We start from the raw sequence: 25,491 nt of genomic DNA, 5'->3' as shown, positions 1-25,491 counted from the left end.
TAGCCTGGAAAACCTGCAAACTGTAGTATTGCCTGATGGCGTACATCAAGAGGATCGCCGACAGGCTGGTGGCAGAGCGGCTCCGCTCAGCGGGAGCCGTGCTCATCGAAGGGCCGCGTGCGTGCGGCAAGACGTCCACCGCTCGGCAGCACGCCGCGAGCGCCGTGTACTTCCAGAACGATGACGCGGCGCGTGCGGCTCTCGATGTGGACCCGCAGCTCGTCCTGGCCGGCGCGACGCCGCGTCTCGTGGACGAGTGGCAGGTCGACGCGACCCGTCTCTGGAACGGGGTGCGCGCAACCGTCGACGACCGAGGGAAGCCGGGGCAGTTCATCTTGACCGGGTCGGCGGTGCCGGACGATGATGCCCGGCGCCACACCGGCGCGGGACGGTTCGCGCGTGTGGAGATGCGGCCGATGTCACTCGCCGAGTCCGGCGAGTCGAGCGGTGCGATGTCGTTGCGAGCACTCCTCGACGGGGACCCACCGATACCTGGGCGTTCCGACCTGTCAGTTCCTGACCTGGCACGGCTCGTGGTCCGGGGTGGGTGGCCCCTGCACCTCAGCATGGACGAGGTCGCTGCTGCGCAGGCGTCGTCGGACTACCTGGCCTCGATCGCCGATACGGACCTCGGACGCCTCGACACGTCGCGGCGGGATCCCGCACGTGCTGGACGGTTGCTGCACGCGTTGGCCCGGAACACCGCGATGGAGCTCGTCGTCGACCGGCTGACGCGTGAGGTCGACGGCCCAGACGGCGCGATGGCCCGCACCACGGTCTACGACTATCTCGCTGATCTCCGCCGGCTCATGGTTCTTCAGGAGCAGCCCGCCTGGTCGCCACGCCTGCGGTCGAGGGCTCGGTTGCGTACGCGGCCGCGCGTCCACCTCGTCGATCCCTCGCTCGCGGCGGCAGCGTGGCAGGCCGACGCCGATCGGCTCCTCGCGGACCTGAACACCTTCGGCCTCCTCTTCGAGTCGTTGGTGGTCCGAGACCTACGCGCCTATGCCGATGCCCTGGACGCACGGGTCTTCCACTACCGCGACTCCGACAACCTCGAGATCGACGCCGTGGTTCAACGACGGGACGGCGTGTTCGGCGCGTTCGAGGTCAAGCTCGGTGCGGGCCAGGTCGACGCGGCGGCGGCGGCCCTGCTGCGCTTCGCGGCAAAGCTGGACGCAGAGCACACCGGTGGTCCTGCGGTGCTCGGCGTGATCACCGGCAGCGAGTACGGCTACGTGCGACCGGACGGGGTGGTGGTCGTCCCGCTGGGGATGCTGGGTGCCTGACGTGCCGAAGACCGCTACAGCGTGTCTCCCATTTCCGGTGCGGGATTGAGGAACTTCCTCGTCCTGAGCGACGACGGCCCCGAGTGCTGGGCGGTCACAGATCACCCGGAGTGGGGATCGCGAGCTGGCCAACAGGTCCTCGCCGTGGACACCTACTGGGAACGGCTCGAGGTGGGCGCCCCTCGTTCCGCGGACGGGCGGGAAGGGGAGCCTGCCCGGACGGTCGAGCTGCCGGTAGCTCTCCGGCTCGACTTTGCTGCTGGCCCGTGTAGGCGGCCGCGTCCACGTGGGGCACCCGCCCGCCGAGGGGAGCCCTTGCGTTGACGGGCGGCGATCTCGTCCTTCTTCTGCGGGACCACCGCCTTGATCCCGCGGGCAGCGAGCATCCGACGAGTGACGCCCGAGGAGTACGCGCGGTCGGCGATGACCGCGGCGGGCCTGGTGCGCGGACGTCCGGCACCGAGCTGTAGAACACGGATGTCGGCCAGCACGCTGGCGAGCACGGCCCCGTCGTTGCGCTGCCCACCCGTGACGACCGCGGCCAGCGGCCGCCCGTGGCCGTCGACCGCGGCATGGATCTTGGTCGTCAGACCGCCTCGGGAACGCCCGATCAGGAGCCGAACTCCTCGCGCGGCAGATCCTGCACGGGATCCCGGTCGTGAAGGCCGGGCGGGGCGGTGCGGCGTCGTTCGCTGCAGAGCCATGCGCGCCCGGCCCCGCGTCCGCTCACAGGTGGATGGTCACGTCGCCCTCGTCGCGCAGCGTGGACACGATCTCGTCGATCGCGGCGCCCTGCTGCTGGCTGGTCGCCTGCTGGGCGAGCTGGTCGCGGACCTCCTCGAAGGGCGGGATCTCGGCCTGCGAGGCTCCCTCGCCGCCCTGGGCCTCCATCTGCTCGACGAGGGTGTCGTACTGGTCGCGCAGCTCGTCCTCGGTGGGCTCCTCGATGTCCGCCTCGGCCTCGACGTAGGCGTTGACCTGGAACTGCGACGCCGCGTCCGAGCGCACCTCGTCCTCCGACATGCCCTGCTCGCCGAGCGCGGCGACGACCTCGTCGGCGGACTGCATCCCGTTCTGGGCCGCCACGTCCTCGAGCGTCGCGTCGATGTCCTTCTCGGTGACCTCGATGCCGGCCTCGGACGCAGCCTGCGTCAGCAGGCGGTTGCCCACGAGCTGCTCGACGACCTGCTGCTTGAGGGCGTCCTGGTCGACCTCCTGGCCGGTGGTCTGCTGCGACATCGCTGCCTGCTGCAGCTGGCCCTGGTAGCTGGAGACGAACTCGTCGCGGCCGAGCTCCTCGCCGTTGACCTCGGCGACGACGTCGGGCACGTCGTCCAGGTCGGCTTCGGGCACCTCCGGGCCGGCACCCGGGGACTGCTCGGCGCTCGGGGTGGACTCGGGGCTCTCGTCGGTCTCGGACGTGCAGCCGGCGAGCGCGACGACCGCGGCCACCGAGAGCGCGACGAACGGGCGCTTGATCGACATGGTCACTCCTCGTGAAGAATGCTGGTCGACCGACCGTACCCACACGAACCTGAGTGTCCGCCGACCAGGTGATCAGGTGGCGTTCAGGAACGGCCCGGCGAACGGTCGTGCACAGGGCTCTTGCACGGCGTGGCGAGCATCCGCGCGCGTCGACCGCACATTCTGCACAAGGGTGTCGCACCATGGAGACATGAACACGATGCCACCTCGAGACACCGAGGTCGCCGACCCGGACGAGGTCGTCGACGAGCTCATCGCCTACGACGCCGCCGCCCTGCGCCGGGCGACGGCCACGACGCAGGCCGTACCGGTCGTGACGGTCCGCGCCCCCGGGCGCTGGTCCTACGGCAAGGTGCCGGAGGAGTTCACCGACTGACGTCCCGGGCCGCGCGACCCCGCTCGACCGTCCTACCCTGAGGTCGTGCCTGACCACCTCACCGCGACGAGTCAGCGCCGGTTCGCCTGGTCGAGCCCGCTGCGCACCCGGTTCCGCGACCTCGACGTCCGCGACGGCCTGCTCCTGCGCGGCGAGGCCGGGTGGGGCGAGCTCAGCCCGTTCTGGGAGTACGACGACGGCGAGTCGGCCGCGTGGTTGCGCGCGGCCCGGGAGGCGGCGGACCACCCGTTCCCGGCTCCGGTCCGTGACCGGGTCCCGGTGAACGTCACCGTGCCGGCCGTCGGGCCGGAGCGTGCCCGCGAGATCGTGCTGGCCTCCGGCGGTTGCCGCACGGCCAAGGTCAAGGTCGCGCAGCGCCCGGGCGTCGGCGGCACGGGAGGACCCGTCGAACCGGTCGACGCCGAGATCGCGCGCGTCGAGGCGGTGCGCGCCGCGTTCGACGACGCCGGGATGCCCGACGCCGCGATCCGCGTGGACGCGAACGGTGCCTGGACGGTCGACGAGGCGCTGCGCCGCATCCCGCTCCTGGACGCCGCCGCCCGCGGCCTGGAGTACGTCGAGCAGCCGTGCGCCACCGTCCCCGAGCTCGCGGCGGTGCGCCGTGGGGTGGCGGTACCGGTCGCGGCCGACGAGTCGATCCGGCGCGCCGACGACCCCCTGCGCGTCGTCCGCGAGGAGGCGGCCGACGTCGTCGTCCTCAAGGTGCAGCCGCTCGGCGGGGTGCGGGCCTGCCTGGAGCTGACGGAGCAGGTCGGCCTGCCGGTCGTGGTGTCCTCCGCGCTCGAGTCGTCCGTGGGGCTGGCCGCCGGGGTGGCGCTCGCGGCCGCCCTGCCCGAGCTGCCCTACGCCTGCGGGCTGGCGACGTCCCAGCTCCTCGTGCGCGACGTCACCGACGCGCCCCTGCTCCCCGTCGACGGCGCGCTCCCGGTCGGCCGGGTCGCCCCGGGCCCGGACCGGCTGGCGGCCGCGGCCGCACCCCCGGACCTGCGGGACCGCTGGTTCGCGCGCCACGACCGGCTGGCCGCCCTGCTCGCCGCGGGGCGTGCCGCGTGACCGGGGTGCCGCCGTCGGGCAGCGCGAGCCCTGCGGTGGACGCCGCGCGTGCCCTGGTCGCGGACCTCGTCGCCCAGGGCGTGCGCGACGCCGTCCTGGCGCCCGGCTCCCGCTCGGCGCCCCTCGCCTACGCGCTCGCCGAGGCCGACGTGCGCGGCGACCTGGTGCTGCAGGTGCGGGTCGACGAGCGTTCGGCCGGCTTCCTGGCGCTCGGCCTGTCGCGCGGGTCGGTCCTCGGTGCGGCGGCCGACGGCGGCACCCGGGCCGCGCCGCGTCCCGTCGTCGTGGTCACGACGTCGGGCACCGCCGTGGCGAACCTGCACCCCGCGGTGCTCGAGGCGCACCACTCCGGGCTGCCGCTCGTCCTGCTGACCGCCGACCGCCCGCACGAGCTGCGCGGCACCGGCGCCTCCCAGACCACCGACCAGGTCGGGATCTTCGGGACCGCGGTGCGTGCCGCCGTCGACGTCCCGGCGCCGGACGGCCGCGACGGGGAGGTCCGTGACCTGCTCGCCACCGCTCGCCGGGTGGTCGCTGCGGCCCTCGGCTCGCGGGACAGGTATCCGGGGCCGGTCCACCTCGACCTGGCCTACCGCGACCCGCTGCACCCGGCGCCGGACGGGTCCGACCGCTCCGCCGCCGGGCCGCCTGGTCCCCGCCGTGCGGTGGAGGTGGTGCCGCCCGCGCCGGGACCGGGCGCCGACCCGGCGCTGCCTGGCGACCGGGCGCGCACGCTGGTCGTGGCGGGTGACGGCGCCGGCCCGGCGGCACGGCACCTGAGCGAGGCGCAGGGCTGGCCGCTGCTCGCCGAGCCCTCGGCCGGAGCCGGGCGTGGCGACCTCGCGGTGACCGCCTACCGGTCGGTGCTGGGTGTGGACGGCGTGGCCGACGGCGTCGACCAGGTCGTGGTCCTCGGGCACCCCACCCTGTCCCGCCCGGTGCAGCGGCTGCTCGCCCGACCCGACGTGGCCGTCACCGTCGTCGCGCCCGGTGGTGGCCCGTGGCCGGACGCCGCCCGCAACGCGACCCGGGTGGTCGACGCCCTGCACGAGCGGTGGTTCGAACCGTCGGCACCGGCCGACGGCGGGGCCTTCGCGGCGCGGTGGCGTGCGGCGAGCGACGCTGCGGCCGGGGTCGTGGCGGCCGTGACGTCCGACGAGGCGGTGCGGGCCGGACTGCGCGGCGCTCCGCACGCGGCGCTCGCCGTCGCCCGCGCCGTCGTCGCCGCCAGCGGCGGGGACGACGTCCTGGTCGTGGGCGCCTCGAACCCGGTGCGCGACCTCGACCTCGTGCTCGGTCTCGAGCCGGGCCCGATCCCGACGGTGCTCGCGAACCGTGGTCTGGCGGGGATCGACGGCACCGTCTCCACCGCGACGGGCATCGCCGTCGGGGCCGGTCGTGCGGGCCGTCGGACCCGCGTGCTCGTCGGCGACCTGACGTTCCTGCACGACGTGGGCGGGCTGCTGCGCGGCCCCGGCGAGCCCGCCGTCGACCTCGACGTGGTCGTGGTGAACGACGACGGCGGCTCGATCTTCGCGACCCTCGAGCACGGGGCGCTGGCGGCCACCGGTCCGGACGCGGCGTCGACGTTCGAGCGGGTCTTCGGCACGCCGCACGGCGCGCACCTCGCCCAGCTGTGTGCCGGTTACGGCGTGGACCACCAGCTCGTCGAGGACGTCCCGTCCCTGCGGCACGTGCTCGCCGGGCCGTCGCACGGGGTCCGGGTGATCGAGGTGCCGGTGGCGCGTGCCGCGCGGCTGGCGGAGTCCCGCGACCTCACGGCCCGCATCCACGCCGAGGTAGTGGCCCGCCTGGCGAGGTAGTGCATCGCTGACCTGCGCTGATACCGATTGCCAGGGGTTTTACAGGTTCAGCCAAGGGCCGCTCCAGGATCACGGTGTTTCCTGTACCCAGGACATCGAGGGAGAGGGCACATGAGCACCGACGACACGTCACCGCAGCAGCCGTCCGCAGGCGGGCACCCCGTCACCCAGCCGACCGAGCCGCAGCACGCGGGTTCGCGGGAGCAGCAGCACGGCCCGGCCGAGCCGCACCGCCCGGCGCAGTTCGCGCACCCTTCGGCGACCCAGCAGCAGCCATATCGCACCGCCGACCCGCGCGCGCCCTACGGTGGCGGTGCGCCGTCGTACCAGCCCGGCTACCAGCAGCACATGCAGTACCAGCAGCACCCGGCGGCGGCCACGCGCCAGCGCTCGGTGTGGGTCCCGGTCGTGGCCGCGGCGGCCGGAGCCGCGGTGCTCGCGAGCGGCGCGACGTACGCGATCACCGGCCCGCTGGCCGACGACCCCGCCGCGTCGCTCGCCGAGGTCGGCGCGCCGGAGCAGTCCGAGGCGGCGCCCGTGGCGAGCTCGAGCGACCAGAACCCCGACTGGCAGGCCGTCACCTCCGCCGTCGCGCCGTCGGTCGTGGCGATCCAGGTCTCCGGGCAGGCCGGCGGGTCGGAGGGGTCCGGCGTCGTCCTGGACGCCGAGGGTCACGTCCTGACGAACAACCACGTGGTCGCGTCCGCCTCGGAGGGGACCGTGCAGGTCACCCTCAGCGACGGCCGGCTGTACGAGGCGACGATCGTGGGCACCGACCCGACCACAGACCTCGCCGTCGTGCAGCTCGACGACGCGCCGGACAACCTGCAGCCGGCCACCTTCGGTGACTCGGAGGCCGTGCAGGTCGGCGACTCGGTCCTCGCCGTCGGCAACCCGCTGGGTCTGGCGAACACTGCCACGACGGGCATCGTCTCGGCCCTGGACCGGCCCGTGGCCGCGTCGGGCGAGGACTCGAACGAGGTCGTCGTCACCAACGCGATCCAGATCGACGCCGCGATCAACCCTGGGAACTCGGGTGGTCCGCTGTTCGACGCGCAGGGCCGGGTCGTGGGCATCACGTCGTCGATCGCCACCCTGTCCGGCGGGGGGAACCGCTCCGGCTCGATCGGCCTGGGCTTCGCCATCCCGGTGAACCTGGGCACGAGCGTCGCCGACCAGCTCATCGAGGGCGGCACCGCCGAGCACGCGTTCCTGGGCGTCTCGCTCCGGGACGCCACGGCGACCGCCGACGGCGTCACGCGGCGCGGCGCGGAGGTCGGCGAGATCACCGAGGGCTCGCCCGCGGCCGAGGCCGGTCTGCGGGCCGGTGACGTGATCGTCGCGGTGGACGAGGACTCGGTGAACGGCGCGGAGTCGCTCACGGCGCACGTCCGGGAGCGCACGGCCGGCGAGCAGGCCACGCTCACCTATGTCCGCGACGGTCGGTCGCAGACGGTGGACGTCACGTTCGCGGTGCGGGAGGACACCACGGGCTCCGGTGCGCCGGGCGGGCAGAGCCCTGGCTCGGGCGAGGGCCAGGGGTCCGACGACGGCGGGACCGACCAGGGCGGCGAGTCCTCTGACCCGACGCAGCCCGAGAACATCCCCGGCTGGCTGCGTGAGATGTTCGGCGGCTGACCCCCGCCGAGCCCCTGCGCGGGGCGACCGACGCCCCTTTCGTCCGTCGGTCGCCCCGGGGTCTTTCGTGTCAGGCTTCCGGCCGCAGGGCCGGGTCGAGCGCCCCGGCGACCCCGATGGCGCTGCGCTCGAGGAACACCGTCAGCTCCGCGGCCGGGACGGCGGGGTCGCCCGCGGCTTCGATGAGTGCCTGCTCGGCGAACGAGATCCAGGAGTGCAGCGCGGTGTCGAGCAGCGGCCCGGGTGCGACGCCGATCTCCTGGAAGACGTCGCGCAGGTATCCGGCGAGGACGTCGCGCGCGTGCTGCACCGTGGCGCGCACGCTCTCGTCGCCGCTCGCGGTGCCGCGCACGAGCGAGTAGAAGGTGGCCTCGTGCTCGCGCACGAACTCGACGAAGCGGTCGAGGGTGTCGCGCAGGCGCGCCCGTGGCGGCAGGTCTTCGCGGGGTTCGGTGGCGTGCAGCATGGCGTCGCGGGCGGTGCGCACGATCGCGGAGTGCAGCCCTTGGCGGCTGCCGAAGTAGTGGTGCACGAGCCCGGGGGAGACGCCGGCGGCGGCGGCGAGGTCCTCGACGGTCACGGCTTCGAGGGGCCGGTCGGCCAGGGCTGCCACGCCCAGCGCGAGGAGCTGTTGGCGTCGTTCGTCGGGACTCATCCGGGTGCGTGGCGCCATGTGCTGATCCTAGGGCCGGATACGGTCGACACTATTGACGCTGCCTCAATAGAGTCGTAGTGTCACGCCGTCGGGCGACATCGGCGTCGCCCATCCGTGAGTGGGAGGAACGATGAAGATCAGCTCTCTGACCCGCACCCGGCGCGGGCGCGCCCTGCTGGCCACCGTGCCGACAGTGGCACTGATCGGCGCACTGTCCGTCGGTGTCGCCCAGGGTTCGGTCCCCGTCTCGATGGCGGTCTCCAGCCAGCAGTTCAAGATCTCGGCGGACAAGCTCGACGGGACCGGCTTCTCGCAGTACGCCGGAGTGGCCAAGGACGCCAAGGGCGCCAAGCACCCGGTGGCGATCGCCAACATCAAGGACGCCACGCTCGACAACCTCTGCCAGTCGGTGAAGGTCCCCGGCATGCCGCTGGGCCTGATGATCTCCGCGGGCACCGATCCGAAGAACCCGGTCGAGGCCACCGACCTGCAGATCGGCATGAGCGACCTGCGCGGCACCGCGACCTTCGGGGAGATCCGCATCGGCGTGGACGCCTCCACGGTCACGACGAAGGCCAAGGGCAGCAAGGGCGACTTCGCCATGGACTCGGACTCCATCAGGATCGACGGACTCCAGCAGGTCTCCATGAGCACGTCGGCAGCCGTCTTCAAGCTCGCGGACCTGCACCTGCGCCTGACCGACGGTAAAGAGTGCTTCTGAGAGGGGGCGGGGGGCGTGCCGCGCAGGCTCCCGCCGTCCCGGCGAGCCGCCGCGTGCGGTTCGCCGGGTGGCGGCGCACGCGGCCCTTCGCCGGCGGGGTGCTCGCGGTGCTGGCCGGCGTGGTCCTCTGGTTCTCCGGCCGGCTGCGGATCGACGGGTTCGAGATCCAGCTCGGCATCGAGGGCATGCAGACGACCTTGCTGCCGCTCGTGCTCGTCCTGCTCGGCGCGCTGCTCCTGGCCCAGCCGCAGTTCCGGGTGTTCTACGGCATCCTGACGATCGGGATCGCCGTGTACTCGCTGCTCGGGGTCAACCTCGGAGGCTTCGGCATCGGCATGGTGCTGGGCGTCGTCGGTGGGATCCTCGCCGTGTCCTGGCTGCCCCGCGACGTGGCCCCGGACGCCCCGGGAGCCACAGCGGCCCCGGAAACCCCGGAGGCGACAGAAGCAACCGGGTCCCGGGAGGCCCCGGACGACGGCGCCGCCCCGGAGCCCGTCGAGGTGCCCGACGGCGGCCCGCGCCACTCCGCGGCGGTGGGCGCCCTCGCGGCGCTCGCCCTCGCGGTGGCGCCGCTCCCGGCCGAGCCGGCGGCGTCCGGCGCGGTGCGCGGGCCGGTCCTGTGCGACTGGTTCGGCGTCACCTGCCCGGACGATCCTGAGGGCGACGGGGACGCCGAGCCGTCCCCGTCGCCCTCAGCGGGCGACGACGCCGCGGACGGCGGCCCGGACGACGGCGCGGGATCCGACGGGGCGGAGGACGCCTCCGACGAGCCGCAGGACGGCGACGACGAACCCGCACCGCCAAAGGAGGACGGGCCACCGGTGACGCAGGGCGGCCGCGAGGATGCGGACGTCTTCTCCGTCCCGGGCGAGCTGAAGTCCGAGGACCTGCGCATGGAGGGTCTGCAGTCCGTCTCGGTCGTCTCGGTGCCCGCGGCGACGCCGAGCGGGCGCCGTCTGGCGCTGAAGATCGTGGCGGACCGCGTCGAGCTCGACGGTTTCCGGCTCAAGACGTACGCCGACGCCGGCACCGGCGACGGGGGGACGATCACGGAGGCCGGCCGGGTGACCCTGGAGGGCGACGCCGCGATGTACCTCACCTCGTTGCGGGCCGGCCTGCCGGACGGTGAGCGCCTCGTCGTCGACCCGGAGGACCCACCGACGCTCACCGGGTGGCTGCTGGCCCTGGCGAACCCGACGATCGGGTTCCTCGGTGCCGTCTCCGAGGAGCAGGTGTGGAGCAGCTTCCGCGAGCAGGTCTGGGAGGACTGACCGGGTCCGTCGGTCAGGCGGCGCCGAGCGCCCAGGACATCGGCACCAGCTTGGCCTCGGACTCGGCCAGCTCGGACTGCGGGTCGGACGCCGCCACGATCCCGCAGCCGGCGAAAAGCCGCACGTGCCGCGGGTCGTCGCCGAGCTCCGCCGAGCGGAGCGCGATGCCCCACTCGCCGTCGCCGTCGGCCCCGACCCAGCCGACCGGCCCGGCGTACCGGGCGCGGTCCATGCCCTCGATCTCGCGGATGAGGTCGCGGGCGGCGACGGTCGGGGTGCCGCAGACGGCGGCGGAGGGGTGCAGCGCCGCCGCGAGCGTCAGCGAGCTGGCCCGGGAGCCCGGGTCGAGCACGGCCGTGACGTCGGAGGCCAGGTGCATGACGTTGGGCAGGTGCAGCACGAACGGCGCGTCCGGCACGTTCATCGAGGAGCAGAACGGCTCGAGGGCACCCGCGACGGAGCTGACGGCGAACTCGTGCTCCTCGAGGTCCTTCGAGGAGCGGGCGAGCTGGGCCGCGTGCAGCAGGGCGTCGTCGTCGCTCATGCCCGGCTCGCGACGGATGGTGCCCGCCAGCACGCGGGACGTCACGAGGCCCTTCTCGCTGCGCACGAGCAGCTCGGGCGTGGCACCCACCATCCCGGCCACGGAGAACGTCCAGCAGGAGGAGTAGCCGTCGGCGAGCCGGCGCAGCACCCAGCGCGGGTCGACCGGGCGTTCCGCGGTGGCGAGCACCTCGCGGGCCAGGACGACCTTCTCGAGCTCGCCGGCCTGGATCCGTTCGACACCTTCGGCGACGACGGCGGGCCAGTCGCGGGCGGCGACGGCACCGTCGGCGAGGGTCACCCGCCCGGGGTCGGTGACCGGTTCGCGCACGGTCCGGGCGAGGGCGTCGGGACCGGGGGCCTCCAGCTGGTCCCCGGGCGCGATCGTCGTCATCCACGACACGTCCCCGCGCCGTCCGACGACCACGCGGGGCACGACGAGCGAGCCCTCCGGGCGGGCGCCGTCGAAGTGGTCGCCGGTCCCGCCGTCGTCGAACGCGAAGGTGCCGAACGCGACCGGTCCGGTGCCGGGCAGGCCGACCTCGTCGCGCACGACGGCGCGGGCGAGCGTGGAGCGCCAGGCGGCCTCGGCGTCGGCGAACCGGCCGGGCCCGAACGTGTCGAGCCGCAGTGCCTCCCCCCAGCCGACGAGGCCGTCGCCCCGGCGCACCCACGTCAGCGGTTGCGTGTCCGGGAGCAGGTCCACCAGGGCCGTCAGGTCTGCCGGCAGGGGGTCGATGCGCGTGGTGCGCACGACGAGCGGCTGGGGCTCGGTGGCGTACGTGCGGCTGCCGGAGGACGCGCCCGACGGCGGTACCGGCGCCGGGTGGGGCGTGGCGGACATCGCGTCCAGGATACGCCGCCGACGCACCGTGACGCCCGCGTGGCAGGGTCCCGGCGGCCGGTCCGGGGCAGACGTGGCACGATGTGCGACGTGTCCCGCGCCAGCCTGGAGAAGAACCCCGCCGAGGTCGCGTCGATGTTCGACGGGATCGCTCGGCGGTACGACCTGACGAACGACCTGATCTCGCTCGGGCAGGACCGCCGGTGGCGACGGATCACCGTCGCGGCGGTCGACGCGAGCCCCGGGGAACGGGTGCTCGACCTGGCGGCCGGGACGGGGACGTCCAGCGAGCCGTTCGCGGACGCCGGTGCCGTCGTCGTGCCCTCGGACTTCTCGTTCGGCATGCTCCAGGTGGGCAAGTCGCGTCGGGGGGACCTGCCGTTCGTGGCGGGGGACGCCACCAGGCTGCCGTTCGCGGACGCCGCCTTCGACGTGGTGACGATCAGCTTCGGCCTGCGCAACGTGGTCGACACCTCGGCGGCGCTGGCCGAGATGCTGCGGGTCGTGCGGCCGGGCGGGCGGATCGTCATCAGCGAGTTCTCGCACCCGACGTGGGCGCCGTTCCGGCGGGCCTACCTCGAGTACCTGATGCGGGCGCTGCCCGTCGTGGCGTCCACGGTGACGCGGGAGAAGGACTCCTACGAGTACCTGGCGGAGTCGATCCGCGCCTGGCCGGACCAGGAGGCGCTCGGCCGGCTGATGCTGGACGCCGGGTGGGCGCAGGTGGGCTACCGGAACCTGTCGGGCGGCATCGTCGCCCTGCACCGCGCCGTCCGCCCCTGACCGCCCCCGGTCTCCCTGACCGCCCCCGGTCTCCCTGGCCGCCGAACAACGAGTTCTGGACCGTTCTGGTGAGCCAGAACGGTCCAGAACTCGTTGTTCGGCAGGCCGAGGCCGCGGTCAGCTCTTGCTGAACTCCGCGACCTTCTCCTGGACCCGAGGGTCGTGCCAGGTCTCGGTGGCCCACCCCTTGGCCTGGTCGAGGGTCGAGCGACCCTTCTCCGTGCCGAGGAAGTAGCCCAGTGCGGCGCCGATGACGAGCGCGGTCGTTGCCTTCATGGTGCGGTGCCTCCTGATGAGAGGTGCGTGGTCGGTCGGTGCGCGGATGCGGTTCGACCGTATGTCGCGACCTGCCTCGACGCCAGCGTGCGCGCCAGGGAAGGTTTGCCTTCCTACACATCTGCGGAGGATCGTGACTAGAGTGACGCGCAGTACGTTGTGACTGAGTTCACAAGACGTCCCCGGCAACGGAGTCGGGGTCTCTCTTCGAGGGAGGTGGGGCAGTGCGAGCATCGCATCGCGACGACGCAGACGTGATCGTCGTGGGCGCCGGGCCGGCCGGCGCCTCGACCGCGCACTGGTGCGCCTCCGCCGGTCTCGACGTCCTTCTGCTGGACAAGGCGTCCTTCCCCCGGGACAAGATCTGCGGCGACGGCCTGACGCCGCGCGCCGTGGCGGAGCTCGCCCGGATGGGCGTCGACACCCGCGCCGACGACGGCTGGATCCGCAACGAGGGTCTGCGCGTCGTGGCCGGCGGACGGTCCTGGGAGCTCGCCTGGCCCGAGCTCACCACCTACCCCGGCTACGGGATGGCCCGGTCCCGCATGTCGCTCGACCACCGGCTGGTCCAGCACGCGCAGGCCTCCGGCGCCAAGCTCGTCGAGCGGACCCGGGTCGCCGGGGCGCTCACCGACGAGCGCAGCGGCCGGGTCGTGGGCGTCACGGCCCAGCCGCTCGACGGCCGCGGCCGCGCCGACGGGCCTGCCACCACCTACCGCGCTCCCGTCGTCGTCGCCGCCGACGGCGTGTCCTCACGGTTCGCGACCACGCTCGGCATCACCCGTCGGGACGACCGTCCCATGGGCACCGCCGTCCGCACCTACTTCCGCACCGAGCAGTCCGGCGGGACCACATCCCGTCACGAGGACGCCTTCATGGAGTCCCACCTCGAGCTGTGGGACGGCGTGCCGGGGGAGTCGAACCTCCTGCCCGGCTACGGCTGGATCTTCGCGCTCGGCGACGGCACCGCCAACGTCGGCCTCGGTTCCGTGAGCTCGACGCCGGCACGCCAGTCCGCCACCGGGCACGACTACCGCGCGCTGATGGCCGCCTGGATGCGCAACACGCCCGCCGAGTGGGGCTTCACGCCCGACAACCAGGTCGGTCCCGTGCGCGGCGCGGCCCTGCCGATGGGGTTCAACCGGACCCCGATGTACGCCGACGGGGCGCTGCTCGTCGGCGACTCCGCCGGCATGGTCAGCCCGTTCAACGGCGAGGGCATCGCCTACGCGCTGCAGGCCGGCCGGGTGGCCGCCGACGCGATCGCGCAGGCCCGCACCCGCGTCACCGACGACGCCCGCGAACGCACGCTGGCCACCTACACCGACCGGATGCGTGACGACCTGGGCGGCTACTACACGCTCGGGCGATGGTTCGTGCGCCTGATCGAGCACCCCGCGGTGATGCGGCTGTGCGTGCGGTACGGGCTGCCACGGCGGGTCGTCATGCAGTTCGTCCTCAAGCTGCTCTCGGACTGCTACGAGCCCCGCGGCGGCGACTGGGTCGACCGGGTGATCGCGGGACTGACGAGGGTGGTGCCCCGTGCATGAGGCCGAGGAGCCCTGGAGGAGCTGGGCATGAGACCCGACGTGGCACGACGGAGTGACGCAAGCGTGGAGGAGATCCGATGAGCAACCCGTACGTCCCGGTGCTGGTCCTCATGGGGATCGCCGCCGTCCTCGCGCTCGGCGGGGTGGCGGCGAGCGCCGTCATCGGGCCCAAGCGCTACAACCGCGCCAAGCTCGACGCCTACGAGTGCGGCATCGAGCCGACGCCGCTCGCGATGGGCGGCGGCCGGCTACCGATCAAGTACTACCTCGTGGCGATGACGTTCATCGTGTTCGACATCGAGGTCGTCTTCCTCTACCCGTGGGCCGTGGACTTCGTCGTCCTGGCCGGGTTCGGGTTGGCGGCGATGCTCATCTTCCTGGTGCTGATCACCGTGCCGTTCGTCTACGAGTGGCGGCGCGGCGGGTTCGACTGGGTCTGACAGGAAGTTCGGCAAGGGTGCCACCGCGGTGGCACCGACGCTCCGCGAAGGAGGAGACATGGGGCTGGAGGAATCGCCGTCGGGCTTCCTGCTCACGACGATCGAGGACCTCGCGGGCTATCTGCGCAAGGCGTCCGTGTGGCCGGTGACGTTCGGGCTGGCGTGCTGCGCCATCGAGATGATGGCGGCCGGTGCGTCGCGCTTCGACCTGTCCCGGTTCGGCATGGAGGTCTTCCGGGCGTCGCCGCGCCAGGCGGACCTGATGATCGTGGCCGGGCGCGTCAGCCAGAAGATGGCGCCCGTCGTGCGGCAGGTCTACGACCAGATGAGCGAGCCCAAGTGGGTGCTGTCGATGGGCGTGTGCGCGTCCAGCGGCGGCATGTTCAACAACTACGCGATCGTGCAGGGTGTCGACCACGTCCTGCCGGTCGACATCTACCTGCCGGGCTGCCCGCCGCGTCCCGAGATGCTGATCAACGCGATCCTCGCGCTGCACCAGCAGATCCAGGACGCGCCGCTCGGCGTGAACCGGGTCGAGGCGGCGAAGGCTGCCGAGGCGGCGGCGCTCGAGGCGACGCCCACGTCCCAGATGATCGGGCTGCTGCGGTGACGGCCGGCGAGGGGCGCGAGGTCGCCCGCGGAGGTCATGACCTGCCGGAGCCGACGGCGGAGCTCGTCGCCGAGCGGACGGGCATGTTCGGGGCGCACGACACGGGCGACACGTCGGGCTACGGCGGGCTGGTGCGCACGGTCACGATGCCCCCGGCCGCCACGCGCCCCTACGGGAGCTGGTTCGACGAGGCCGTCGACGTCCTCGCGGAGGTCCTCGACGAGCAGGGCGTCGCGTTCGGCGACGCCGTGGAGCGGGTCATGATCACGGACCCGCGCCGGTCCGCCGAGGGCGACGGGCCGAGCCTTGACGCGGAGCTGACGCTGTACGTCGCCCGCGAGCACCTCGTGCGGGTCTGCCAGGTGCTGCGTGACGACCAGGACCTGCGCTTCGAGCTCTCCCTCGGGGTCTCGGGCGTGCACTACCCGGAGGACGCCGGGCGCGAGCTGCACGCCGTCTACCACCTGACGTCGGTGACCCACGCGCGCCGGCTGCGCCTCGAGGTGACCTGCCCGGACGCCGACCCGCACGTCCCCACGACCACCGGCGTCTACCCGACGAACGACTGGCACGAGCGCGAGACCTGGGACTTCTTCGGGATCGTGTTCGACGGCCATCCCGGCCTGGCCCGCATCGAGATGCCGGACGACTGGCCCGGGCACCCCCAGCGCAAGGACTATCCGCTCGGTGGCATCCCCGTGGAGTACAAGGGCGCCACGGTGCCGCCGCCGGACACGAGGAGGCAGTACTCATGACCGCGCCCGCGTATGACAGCCCGCACGCGGCGCGCTCGACCCGCCCGCCGAGCGAGGACTACGGCCCCAGCGTGCCGGGCTTCGAGGCCTCCGGCGGCGACTGGGACGAGATCGCGCGCGAGGCGATCGGCGAGGAGCGGATCGTCGTCAACATGGGTCCCCAGCACCCGTCGACGCACGGCGTGCTGCGGCTGATGCTCGAGATCGACGGCGAGATGGTGACCGAGGCGCGCTGCGGCATCGGCTACCTGCACACGGGCATCGAGAAGAACATGGAGTACCGCACCTGGACGCAGGGCACCACGTTCTGCACCCGGATGGACTACCTCGCGCCGCTGTTCCAGGAGACCGCCTACTGCCTCGGCACGGAGCGGCTGCTGGGCATCACCGACGACATCCCCGAGCGCGCGAGCGTCATCCGGGTGCTGATGATGGAGCTCAACCGCGTCGCCTCGCACCTCGTCTGCCTCGGTACGGGCGGCAACGAGATGGGCGCGACGACGGTCATGACGATCGGCTTCACCGCGCGGGAGGAGATCCTGCGGCTCTTCGAGGCGATCACCGGCCTGCGCATGAACCACGCGTACGTCCGTCCGGGCGGCGTCGCGACGGACGCGCCGGAGGGTTTCACGGACCAGGTCCGCGCGGCGCTGCCCAAGGTGCGCGGTTACCTGGGCCAGCTCGGCGACCTGATGCTGGCCAACCCGATCTTCAAGTCGCGTCTCACGGACGTCGGCGTGCTGAACCTGGCGGGCTGCTTCGCCCTCGGCATCACCGGCCCGGTGCTGCGCTCGGCCGGGCACCCGTACGACGTGCGCAAGGCCTTCCCGTACAGCGGGTACGAGACGTACGACTTCGACGTCCCGACCGACACGGCCGCCGACTCGTACTCGCGCGTGGTGCTGCGCCTCGAGGAGTGCTACCAGTCGCTGAAGATCGTCGAGCAGTGCCTGCAGCGCCTCGACGACACGGAGGGCGCGCGCGTGATGGTCGCGGACAAGAAGATCGCCTGGCCGGCCCAGCTGTCCGTCGGGGCCGACGGCCAGGGCAACTCGCTGGACCACATCCGCCACATCATGGGCAACTCGATGGAGGCCCTCATCCACCACTTCAAGCTGGTGACCGAGGGGTTCGGGGTCCCGGCCGGGCAGACGTGGCAGACGGTCGAGCACCCCCGCGGCGAGCTGGGTGTGCACCTCGTGTCCGACGGCGGCACGAGACCATACCGGGCGCACTTCCGCGACCCGTCGTTCAACAACCTCCAGGCCGTGTCGGTGCTGTGCGAGGGCGGCCAGGTGGCCGACGTCGTCGTCGCCGTCGCGTCCCTGGACCCGGTGCTGGGAGGGGTGGACCGATGACGGCCGAACCGGTGGGCGCACGGTCGCGCACGGGGTACGACGCCGAGACGCTGGCCGCGCTCACGGCCGACGCCGAGCAGATCACGGCACGCTACCCCGACCCGCGGTCCGGGCTGCTGCCGATGCTGCACCTGGTGCAGTCGGTGGACGGCTACGTGAGCCGGGACGGGATCCTGTTCTGCGCCGAGCGGCTGGAGATGACCGCCGCCGAGGTCTCGGCCGTCGCGACGTTCTACACGCAGTACAAGCGCCACCCCAACGGGACGTACACGGTGGGCGTGTGCACCAACACGCTGTGCGCCGTGATGGGCGGGGACACGATCTTCGACCGGTTGTCCGAGCACCTCGACGTCGGTCACGACGAGACCACGCCGGACGGCTCGATCACGCTGGAGCGCGTCGAGTGCAACGCGGCCTGCGACTACGCCCCCGTGATGATGGTCAACTGGGAGTTCTTCGACAACCAGACCCCGCAGTCGGCCACCGAGATCGCCGACCGCCTCCGGGCGGGCGAGGAGGTCGTGCCGACCCGCGGGGCGTCGAGCGTGTGCTCGTTCAAGCAGACGAGCCGGATCCTCGCGGGCTTCCCCGACGGGCGCGCCGACGAGGGCACGGGCGCCGGCGGCCCCACGCTCGAGGGTCTGCGGATCGCGCGCGAGCGGGGCTGGACCGCCCCCGAGCCCGACGGCGCGGACGCGGCGGGCGAGCCGGCGACCGAGGTGCCGCCGGAGACGGGCACGGCGCAGTCCAGCGCCGAGCGCAAACCGACGACGGCGCAGGACGAGAAGCCGGGCATGCCGGACGCGTCGGAGCCGGGCAAGCGAACGGAGGGTTCTGATGACTGACGTGCTCACGCCGGTGCTCAGCGACACCTGGGACGCCGAGCGGTCGTGGACGCTGGAGACCTACCTGGCCCACGGTGGCTACGAGGGTCTGCGTGCCGCGCTGGCGCAGGACCCGGCGGACCTGGTGCAGGCGGTCAAGGACTCGGGGCTGCGCGGACGCGGCGGCGCGGGCTTCCCGACCGGCATGAAGTGGGGCTTCCTCCCCGCGCCCGACGGCGGACCGCGCTACCTGGTGGTCAACGCCGACGAGTCCGAGCCGGGCACCTGCAAGGACATCCCGCTGATGCTCGCCAGCCCGCAGCACCTGATCGAAGGCGTGGCGATCACGAGCTACGCCATCGGGTGCCACCACGCGTTCATCTACGTCCGTGGCGAGGTGCTGCACGTCTACCGCCGCCTCCTGGCCGCCGTGCAGGAGGCCTACGACGCGGGCTATCTCGGCACCGACGTCCAGGGGTCGGGGTTCGACCTCGAGGTGACGGTGCACGCGGGGGCCGGCGCGTACATCTGCGGCGAGGAGACGGCGCTGCTCGACTCCCTCGAGGGCAAGCGGGGCCAGCCGCGCCTCAAGCCGCCGTTCCCTGCCGTCGCCGGCCTGTACGCCCGCCCCACCGTGGTGAACAACGTCGAGTCGATCGCGTCCGTGCCCGGCATCGTGGCCAAGGGTGCCGAGTGGTTCGCGTCGATGGGGACCGAGAAGTCGCAGGGCCACGGCCTGTTCTCCCTGTCGGGGCACGTGACCCGGCCGGGGCAGTACGAGGCGCCGCTCGGCATCACGCTCCGCGAGCTCCTCGACCTCGCCGGCGGGGTCCGCGAGGGCCACGAGCTGAAGTTCTGGACGCCGGGCGGGTCCTCGACGCCGCTGTTCACGGCGGAGCACCTCGACGTCCCCCTCGACTACGAGTCGGTCGGGGCGGCGGGGTCCATGCTCGGCACCCGGGCGCTGCAGATCTTCGACGAGACCACCTGCGTGGTGCGCGCCGTGAGCCGCTGGACGGACTTCTACGCCCACGAGTCCTGCGGCAAGTGCACACCGTGCCGGGAGGGGACCTACTGGCTCAAGCAGGTGCTGCACCGCATCGAGGCCGGCGAGGGCACCGCCCCCGACATCGACCTGCTGCTCGACCTGTGCGACAACATCCTCGGCCGCGCGTTCTGCGCGCTGGGTGACGGGGCGACGTCGCCCATCACCTCGAGCATCCAGTACTTCCGGGACGAGTTCGAGGCGCACCTCGACGGCCGGGGCTGCCCGTTCGACCCGGCCCGGTCCACGCTGTTCGACGACACACCCCAGGCGCCGCCGGCGCTCGCGGGTGCGGGAGGCCACCGATGACCGCCACCACGGACAAGGGGACGCCCGGCGCGGCCGACGCCCCTGTGGAGACCGTGACCTGCACGATCGACGAGGTCGAGGTCACCGTGCCGAAGGGGACGCTGATCATCCGCGCGGCGGAGCAGGTCGGCATCGAGATCCCGCGGTTCTGCGACCACCCGCTGCTGGAGCCGGCCGGGGCGTGCCGCCAGTGCCTCGTCGAGGTCGCCATGCCGGACCGCGAGGGCAACGTGCGCGCCATGCCGAAGCCGCAGGCGTCCTGCACCATGACCGTCACGCCGGGCATGGTCGTCAAGACGCAGCGCACCTCGCCGGTCGCGGACAAGGCGCAGGAGGGCATCATGGAGATGCTCCTCATGAACCACCCCCTCGACTGCCCGGTCTGCGACAAGGGCGGCGAGTGCCCGTTGCAGAACCAGGCCATGAAGAACGGCCGGGCGACGTCACGGTTCGTCGACATCAAGCGCACCTTCCCCAAGCCCATCCACGTCTCCTCCCAGGTGCTCCTCGACCGCGAGCGGTGCGTGCTGTGCCAGCGCTGCACCCGCTTCAGCGAGGAGATCGCCGGCGACGAGTTCATCGCGCTGCAGGAGCGCGGCGCGGAGCAGCAGATCGGCCGCTTCGACGAGCAGGTGCTGGACTTCGCGCCGCCCGGGGACGACCGTTCGAAGGTGGTCGACGTCCCGCTCGGCATCGCGCAGCCCGACGTCTCGGGCCAGCCGTTCGCCTCCTACTTCTCCGGGAACACGGTGCAGATCTGCCCGGTGGGTGCGCTGACCAGCGCCGCCTACCGGTTCCGTTCGCGCCCGTTCGACCTGGTCTCGAGCCCGAGCATCGCCGAGCACGACTCGTGCGGGGCCGCGATCCGCGTCGACCACCGCCGCGGCAAGGTGATGCGCCGGCTGGCCGGCGACGACCCGGCGGTCAACGAGGAGTGGATCACCGACAAGGACCGCTTCGCGTTCACGTGGCAGTCCGCTCCGGACCGGATCGCGACGCCGCTGGTCCGCGAGGACGGCGAGCTGCGGCCGGCGTCGTGGGTCGAGGCCCTGGAGGTCGCGGCGCAGGGCCTGGCCACCGCGCGGGACGACGGCGGGGTCGGCGTCCTGCCGGGCGGCCGGCTCACCGTGGAGGACGCCTTCGCCTGGTCCCGGTTCGCCCGGACGGTGCTGCGGACCGACGACGTCGACCAGCGTGCCCGTGTGCACTCGGTCGAGGAGACGGCGTTCCTCGCGCACCGGGTGGCGGGCACCGGCGTCGGCGTCACGTTCGCCGACCTGGAGGCCGCGCCCGCGGTCCTGCTCGCCGGCCTGGAGGCCGAGGAGGAGGGCGGCATCACGTTCCTGCGCCTGCGCAAGGCCGTGAAGGCCGGCGCGCGCGTGTTCTCGGTGGCGCCGTTCCGCAGCCGCGGCCTGGCCCGGCTGGACGGCACCCTGCTGCCGACGGCGCCCGGCACGGAGGCGGACTGGCTGAGCACCCTCGCCACCCAGGCCGACGGCGGCCTGGTGCCCGCCGGAGCAGACCGCGAGACGATCGAGGACGTGGCCGGTGCGCTCGGCCAGGAGGGCGCCGTCGTGCTCGTCGGCGAACGCCTCGCCGGTGCGCCCGGCGCGTACACCGCGGCGCTGCGCCTCGCGGAGGCGACGGGTGCCCGGGTCGCCTGGATCCCGCGCCGCGCCGGTGAGCGTGGCGGCGTCGAGGCCGGCCTGCTGCCGGGCCTGCTCCCGGGCGGGCGCCCGCTGGTCGACGACGCGGCCCGGGCCGAGGTCGCCGCGGCGTGGGGCGTCGACGCCGGGTCGCTGCCCGACACCCCCGGCCTGGACACGGACGGCATCCTCGACGCCCTGAGCGTCGGTCAGCTCACCGGCGCGCTGGTGGGCGGCCTCGAGCTGGCCGACCTGCCCGACCCGGAGCACGCCCGCCGGGCGCTCGGTGCCGCCCGGTTCGTCGTCGCGCTCGAGGTGCGGCACACCGAGGCCACCGCACTGGCCGACGTCGTGCTGCCCGTCGCGCCACCGGTCGAGCGGGCCGGGTCCTACTGGAACTGGGAGGGCCGCGTGCGCTCCTTCGGCCAGGCGCTCGAGTCGTCGGCGCTGCCCGACCACCGGGTGCTCGACGCGCTCGCCGCCCAGCTCGACGTGGACCTCGGGGCGGCCGAACCGCTCGACGCGCACCGCGCGATCGCGGCGTTCGGCGCGTGGACGGGCGGGCGGGCTGCCGCCCCGCGGTCCGGTCCGCCCGAGCCGCCCGCCGTCGCCGCCGGTACCGCCGTCCTCGCGAGCTGGCACCTGATGCTCGATGACGGCGCGCTGCAGGACGGCGAGGAGCACCTGGCGGGGACGGCGAAGCGCCCCGTGGCGCGGGTCAGCGCCGTGACGGCGGCCGGTTTCGACGTGTTCGACGGCGACCTGGTGACGGTCTCCACGGACCGCGGCTCGGTCACGGTGCCGGTGGCGATCACGGAGATGGTCGACCACGTGGTGTGGCTGCCGACGGCCTCCCGGGGCTGCCGGGTCCACGACGACCTGGGTGCCAGGCCCGGCGAGCCGGTGCGGATCGCGCCGGCCGAGAAGGGAGACGACGCATGATCCCCGGAGTCGCCGCCGACTTCAGCGCGGACACGATCGTGACGACCATCGTCAAGGCCGTGCTCATCATCGTGTTCCTGCTGACGAGCGTGCTCTTCGCGATCTGGTTCGAGCGCAAGGTCGTGGCTCGCATGCAGCTGCGTCCCGGGCCGAACTGGCACGGTCCGATCGGTCTGCTGCAGTCGCTGGCCGACGCGATGAAGCTGCTGCTCAAGGAGGACCTGACGGTCACGCGCGCCGACCGGGTCATGTACCTCCTGGCACCGATGATCTCGGTGTTCTGCGCGCTGCTCGTCTTCGCCGTGATCCCGTTCGGGCCGAGCGTCACCATCCCGTTCACGGACTACTCGACCCCGGCACAGCTCACCGACTTCCCGGTGGCGACGCTGTACGTGCTGGCGTGCGCCTCCATCGGCGTCTACGGCATCGTGCTGGGCGGCTGGTCCTCCGGCTCGACGTACCCGCTGCTGGGCGCCGTGCGCTCCACCGCCCAGGTCATCAGCTACGAGCTGGCGATGGGTCTGTCGCTGGTGAGCGTCTTCATCATGGCCGGGTCGATGTCGACCTCGTCGATCGTGGAGTCCCAGACGGCCCTGTGGTGGTTCCTGCCGCTGGCACCGGCGTTCGTGGTCTACATCATCTCGATGGTGGGGGAGACGAACCGGCTCCCCTTCGACCTGCCCGAGGCCGAGGGCGAGCTCGTCTCCGGCTACATGACCGAGTACTCGTCGATGAAGTTCGCCTGGTTCTTCCTGGCCGAGTACATCGCGATGATCAACGTCTCCGCGGTCGCCACGACGCTCTTCCTGGGCGGGTGGCGCGCCCCGTGGCCGCTGTCGATGATCGGCGACGGCGTGCTCAACACCGGCTGGTGGCCCGTGCTGTGGTTCCTGGCCAAGGTGTGGGTGCTGATGTTCTTCTTCGTCTGGGTGCGCGGCACGCTGCTGCGGCTGCGCTACGACCAGTTCATGGTGTTCGGCTGGAAGGTGCTCATCCCGTTCGCCATCGTGTGGCTGGTGGCGCTGGCCTCGTTCCGCTGGGCCGGCCTGTCGGGCGTGACCCGCACGCAGATGATCGTGGCGATCCTCGTGGTGTTCGCCCTGGTGATGGTCATCCTGTGGTTGTGGCCGGACCGGAAGGCACCCGACAGGCGGGCGGTCGGCGGCGCGGGCCCGGACGACGGCGGCGGGTTCGACGCGTTCGCGGACGGCTTCCCCGTGCCACCCCTGCCCGGACAGGCGCTGCCGGCCTCGCCGCGTGCCCGTCGCACGGTGCCGCCGGCACCGCAGGACCCCCCGGCTTCCCCGGCCGACGTCGACGCGGAGGAGACGCGATGACCGACAAGCCGTACGAGCCGCTGCGCCCGACCAAGGGGCCGGTGGGCGAGCTCTTCGCCCCGGTCGCCGGGTTCGGCGTGACGTTCTCGTCGATGTTCCGACCGGCCGTCACCGAGGAGTACCCCCGGAAGAAGACGGCTCCGCAGACCCGCTACCACGGGCGTCACCAGCTCAACCGGTACGCCGACGGGCTGGAGAAGTGCATCGGCTGCGAGCTGTGCGCCTGGGCGTGCCCGGCCGACGCGATCTACGTCGAGGGTGCCGACAACGCGGACCTGCCCGAGGGCGCCCACATGAGCCCGGGCGAGCGGTACGGCCGCGTGTACCAGATCAACTACCTGCGCTGCATCTTCTGCGCGCTGTGCATCGAGGCGTGCCCCACCCGGGCGCTCACGATGAGCAACGACTACGAGATCGCCGGTCCCACGCGCGAGGGCATGATCTACGAGAAGCAGGACATCCTGGCACCGCTGGCCGAGGGCATGCTGGCCGCGCCGCACCCCATGGTCGAGGGCACGACGGACACCGAGTACTACCGCGATGAGGTGAGCGCACCCACCGCCGCACAGGTCGACTGGGTGCGCGAGCGCCGCCCGGACGACCCGACGCTCGACGCGGCGGCCGCCGTCGTCGCCGGGGACGCGCCGCCGCCGACGCCGGACCAGCACCGGCTGCGTCCGGACCAGGACCGGGCCGCCGCGACGCGTGCCGCGGCCGAGGAGTCCAACATCGACGGGCGGTCGGCTGCTCGTGAGCGCGCGGCCCGCGAGGCGTCGCGGGCTGGCCAGGGGGGCACGCGATGAGCGGCGGTGAGGAGGTCCTCTTCTGGACGCTGGCACCGCTCATGGTGATCGCTGCCGCGGGGCTGCTCGTGGTGCGCCGCGCCGTGCACGCCGCCGTCTGCATCGTGTTCGTGATGATCGGCCTCGCGGTGCTCTACGTGGCGCAGGAGGCGCCGTTCCTCGGGATCGTCCAGGTGGTCGTCTACACGGGCGCCGTGATGATGCTCTTCCTCTTCGTGCTGATGCTCGTGGGGGTCGACGCCGCGGACTCGCTCACGGAGACGATCCGCGGTCAGCGCTGGATCGGCCTGCTGCTCGGCGCGGGGCTCGCGGCGGTGCTGCTCGGTGTCGTCGCCCAGGCGACCTTCCCGCCGTCGGTGGGCCTCGTCGAGGCCAACGCCGTCACCAACCCGGTGGCGCTGGCCCGGGTGCTGCTGCAGCACTACGTGATCGCGATGGAGGTCGTGGGCATCCTGCTGGTCACGGCTGCGCTCGCGGGGCTGGTGCTCACGCACCGGCGCCGGCTCGGCAAGAAGCCCACGCAGCGCGCGCTGGCCGAGGCGAAGGTGGCGCTGCTGCCGACCGGCCGGCAGCTCACGCCGCTGCCCGCCCCGGGCGTCTACGCGCAGAACAACGCGATGGACACCCCGGCGCTCGACCCGCAGGGCCGCCCGCTGGAGCACTCGGTGCCGCGCGTGCTGCGCATCCGCGGCCAGCAGCGTTCGGCGTCCGAGCTGCTCACCGCGGAGGGGTTGTTGGTGCAACGGATCCAGGTGGACCGGCCCGCGCCGGACCAGAACGAGGAGGAGGGCTGATGGAGCTCGTCAACTACCTCTACCTGGCGTCGATCCTGTTCGCGCTCGGTGCCACCACGGTGCTGCTGCGTCGCAACGCGATCGTCGTGTTCATGGGCGTCGAGCTCATGCTCAACGCCACCAACCTGGCGCTCGTGACGTTCGCCCGCATGCACGGTGACATCACGGGCCAGGTGCTCGCGTTCTTCGTCATGGTGGTGGCCGCCGCGGAGGTCGTCGTCGGACTGGCGATCATCGTGACGATCTTCCGTGCCCGCCGGTCGGCCTCGGTCGACGACGTCAACCTGCTCAAGAGCTAGA

General features: G+C 72.9%; 24 protein-coding genes and 1 pseudogene. 20 read left to right on the top strand and 5 right to left on the bottom strand.

What is annotated here, in order from left to right; all coding sequences use genetic code 11:
• Positions 1-35 precede the first annotated feature (35 nt).
• Complete coding sequence (locus ACH5HR_RS15510) at positions 36-1,289, top strand: ATP-binding protein (RefSeq protein ID WP_416478697.1); 1,254 nt, start codon at positions 36-38, stop codon at positions 1,287-1,289.
• 259 nt (positions 1,290-1,548) lie between these two features.
• Here the strand turns inward: ACH5HR_RS15510 and ACH5HR_RS15505 are convergent.
• Positions 1,549-1,978 (bottom strand): annotated as a pseudogene (locus ACH5HR_RS15505) (transposase); the annotation flags it as partial.
• A 37-nt stretch (positions 1,979-2,015) separates the two neighbouring features.
• Entirely contained in the window at positions 2,016-2,774 is a 759-nt protein-coding gene (locus ACH5HR_RS15500) for a SurA N-terminal domain-containing protein (protein WP_402372699.1), read from the bottom strand.
• A gap of 190 nt (positions 2,775-2,964) precedes the next feature.
• Here ACH5HR_RS15500 and ACH5HR_RS15495 point away from each other — a divergent pair, with 190 nt between their 5' ends.
• The 4 genes from ACH5HR_RS15495 to ACH5HR_RS15480 all read left to right on the top strand — a co-directional run bounded on the left by ACH5HR_RS15495 (position 2,965) and on the right by ACH5HR_RS15480 (position 7,685).
• Positions 2,965-3,150, top strand: a complete 186-nt coding sequence (locus ACH5HR_RS15495) for a hypothetical protein (RefSeq protein ID WP_402372697.1) — start codon at positions 2,965-2,967, stop codon at positions 3,148-3,150.
• A 45-nt stretch (positions 3,151-3,195) separates the two neighbouring features.
• Positions 3,196-4,224: an o-succinylbenzoate synthase gene (locus ACH5HR_RS15490; RefSeq protein ID WP_402372694.1), complete on the top strand. Its 1,029-nt coding sequence runs from the start codon at positions 3,196-3,198 to the stop codon at positions 4,222-4,224.
• Entirely contained in the window at positions 4,221-6,047 is a 1,827-nt protein-coding gene (gene menD, locus ACH5HR_RS15485; protein WP_416478695.1) for a 2-succinyl-5-enolpyruvyl-6-hydroxy-3-cyclohexene-1-carboxylic-acid synthase, read from the top strand. The genes ACH5HR_RS15490 and menD overlap by 4 nt, the downstream gene beginning before the upstream one ends.
• A 111-nt stretch (positions 6,048-6,158) precedes the next feature.
• A complete protein-coding gene (locus ACH5HR_RS15480; RefSeq protein ID WP_416478694.1) occupies positions 6,159-7,685 on the top strand; it encodes a S1C family serine protease in 1,527 nt (508 codons plus the stop codon).
• Positions 7,686-7,755: 70 nt separating this feature from the next.
• Here the strand turns inward: ACH5HR_RS15480 and ACH5HR_RS15475 are convergent, their stop codons facing one another.
• Positions 7,756-8,358 carry a TetR/AcrR family transcriptional regulator gene (locus ACH5HR_RS15475; protein ID WP_402372686.1) on the bottom strand — a complete coding sequence of 201 codons (603 nt, stop codon included), beginning with the start codon at positions 8,356-8,358 and terminating at the stop codon, positions 7,756-7,758.
• 112 nt (positions 8,359-8,470) lie between these two features.
• On the opposite strand from ACH5HR_RS15475, the gene ACH5HR_RS15470 reads away from it, so the two are divergent.
• Together ACH5HR_RS15470 and ACH5HR_RS15465 are read left to right on the top strand one after the other, a co-directional pair.
• On the top strand, positions 8,471-9,061 hold the full coding sequence (locus ACH5HR_RS15470; RefSeq protein ID WP_416478692.1) for a DUF6230 family protein: 591 nt from the start codon (positions 8,471-8,473) through the stop codon (positions 9,059-9,061).
• Positions 9,062-9,114: 53 nt separating this feature from the next.
• Positions 9,115-10,332: a DUF6114 domain-containing protein gene (locus ACH5HR_RS15465; RefSeq protein WP_416478690.1), complete on the top strand. Its 1,218-nt coding sequence runs from the start codon at positions 9,115-9,117 to the stop codon at positions 10,330-10,332.
• Positions 10,333-10,345: 13 nt separating this feature from the next.
• Here the strand turns inward: ACH5HR_RS15465 and ACH5HR_RS15460 are convergent, their stop codons facing one another.
• Positions 10,346-11,719 (bottom strand): isochorismate synthase, encoded by a 1,374-nt coding sequence (locus ACH5HR_RS15460; RefSeq protein ID WP_416478688.1) that lies wholly within the window; start codon positions 11,717-11,719, stop codon positions 10,346-10,348.
• 90 nt (positions 11,720-11,809) lie between these two features.
• Between ACH5HR_RS15460 and ACH5HR_RS15455 the strand changes: the two genes are divergently transcribed.
• Positions 11,810-12,502 carry a demethylmenaquinone methyltransferase gene (locus ACH5HR_RS15455; RefSeq protein ID WP_402372677.1) on the top strand — a complete coding sequence of 231 codons (693 nt, stop codon included), beginning with the start codon at positions 11,810-11,812 and terminating at the stop codon, positions 12,500-12,502.
• A gap of 117 nt (positions 12,503-12,619) precedes the next feature.
• Here ACH5HR_RS15455 and ACH5HR_RS15450 read toward each other — a convergent pair whose 3' ends face one another.
• On the bottom strand, positions 12,620-12,778 hold the full coding sequence (locus ACH5HR_RS15450; protein WP_402372675.1) for a hypothetical protein: 159 nt from the start codon (positions 12,776-12,778) through the stop codon (positions 12,620-12,622).
• Positions 12,779-13,002: 224 nt separating this feature from the next.
• Between ACH5HR_RS15450 and ACH5HR_RS15445 the strand changes: the two genes are divergently transcribed.
• The 12 genes from ACH5HR_RS15445 to nuoK all read left to right on the top strand — a co-directional run bounded on the left by ACH5HR_RS15445 (position 13,003) and on the right by nuoK (position 25,490).
• A complete protein-coding gene (locus ACH5HR_RS15445; protein WP_416478686.1) occupies positions 13,003-14,328 on the top strand; it encodes a geranylgeranyl reductase family protein in 1,326 nt (441 codons plus the stop codon).
• Positions 14,329-14,405: 77 nt separating this feature from the next.
• A complete protein-coding gene (locus ACH5HR_RS15440; protein WP_402372671.1) occupies positions 14,406-14,768 on the top strand; it encodes an NADH-quinone oxidoreductase subunit A in 363 nt (120 codons plus the stop codon).
• A gap of 58 nt (positions 14,769-14,826) precedes the next feature.
• Entirely contained in the window at positions 14,827-15,378 is a 552-nt protein-coding gene (locus tag ACH5HR_RS15435) for a NuoB/complex I 20 kDa subunit family protein (RefSeq protein ID WP_402372669.1), read from the top strand.
• On the top strand, positions 15,375-16,133 hold the full coding sequence (locus ACH5HR_RS15430; RefSeq protein WP_402372666.1) for an NADH-quinone oxidoreductase subunit C: 759 nt from the start codon (positions 15,375-15,377) through the stop codon (positions 16,131-16,133). Before ACH5HR_RS15435 ends, ACH5HR_RS15430 begins: the two co-directional genes overlap by 4 nt.
• Complete coding sequence (locus ACH5HR_RS15425) at positions 16,130-17,491, top strand: NADH-quinone oxidoreductase subunit D (protein WP_402372663.1); 1,362 nt, start codon at positions 16,130-16,132, stop codon at positions 17,489-17,491. Before ACH5HR_RS15430 ends, ACH5HR_RS15425 begins: the two co-directional genes overlap by 4 nt.
• On the top strand, positions 17,488-18,336 hold the full coding sequence (gene nuoE / locus ACH5HR_RS15420) for an NADH-quinone oxidoreductase subunit NuoE (RefSeq protein WP_402372661.1): 849 nt from the start codon (positions 17,488-17,490) through the stop codon (positions 18,334-18,336). The genes ACH5HR_RS15425 and nuoE overlap by 4 nt, the downstream gene beginning before the upstream one ends.
• Positions 18,329-19,669, top strand: a complete 1,341-nt coding sequence (gene nuoF / locus ACH5HR_RS15415) for an NADH-quinone oxidoreductase subunit NuoF (RefSeq protein ID WP_402372658.1) — start codon at positions 18,329-18,331, stop codon at positions 19,667-19,669. The genes nuoE and nuoF overlap by 8 nt, the downstream gene beginning before the upstream one ends.
• Positions 19,666-22,257, top strand: a complete 2,592-nt coding sequence (locus ACH5HR_RS15410; RefSeq protein WP_416478683.1) for an NADH-quinone oxidoreductase subunit G — start codon at positions 19,666-19,668, stop codon at positions 22,255-22,257. The genes nuoF and ACH5HR_RS15410 overlap by 4 nt, the downstream gene beginning before the upstream one ends.
• Positions 22,254-23,594, top strand: a complete 1,341-nt coding sequence (gene nuoH, locus ACH5HR_RS15405; protein ID WP_402372654.1) for an NADH-quinone oxidoreductase subunit NuoH — start codon at positions 22,254-22,256, stop codon at positions 23,592-23,594. The genes ACH5HR_RS15410 and nuoH overlap by 4 nt, the downstream gene beginning before the upstream one ends.
• Positions 23,591-24,397: an NADH-quinone oxidoreductase subunit NuoI gene (gene nuoI / locus ACH5HR_RS15400; protein ID WP_416478682.1), complete on the top strand. Its 807-nt coding sequence runs from the start codon at positions 23,591-23,593 to the stop codon at positions 24,395-24,397. Before nuoH ends, nuoI begins: the two co-directional genes overlap by 4 nt.
• Positions 24,394-25,191, top strand: a complete 798-nt coding sequence (locus ACH5HR_RS15395) for an NADH-quinone oxidoreductase subunit J (RefSeq protein WP_402372649.1) — start codon at positions 24,394-24,396, stop codon at positions 25,189-25,191. Before nuoI ends, ACH5HR_RS15395 begins: the two co-directional genes overlap by 4 nt.
• Entirely contained in the window at positions 25,191-25,490 is a 300-nt protein-coding gene (gene nuoK / locus ACH5HR_RS15390; RefSeq protein ID WP_402372646.1) for an NADH-quinone oxidoreductase subunit NuoK, read from the top strand. The genes ACH5HR_RS15395 and nuoK overlap by 1 nt, the downstream gene beginning before the upstream one ends.
• Position 25,491: the final 1 nt, after the last annotated feature.

The organism is Isoptericola maris (assembly GCF_048065335.1).
Lineage (GTDB): Bacteria > Actinomycetota > Actinomycetes > Actinomycetales > Cellulomonadaceae > Isoptericola > Isoptericola rhizosphaerae.
This window is presented reverse-complemented; position numbering and strand designations above follow the sequence as displayed.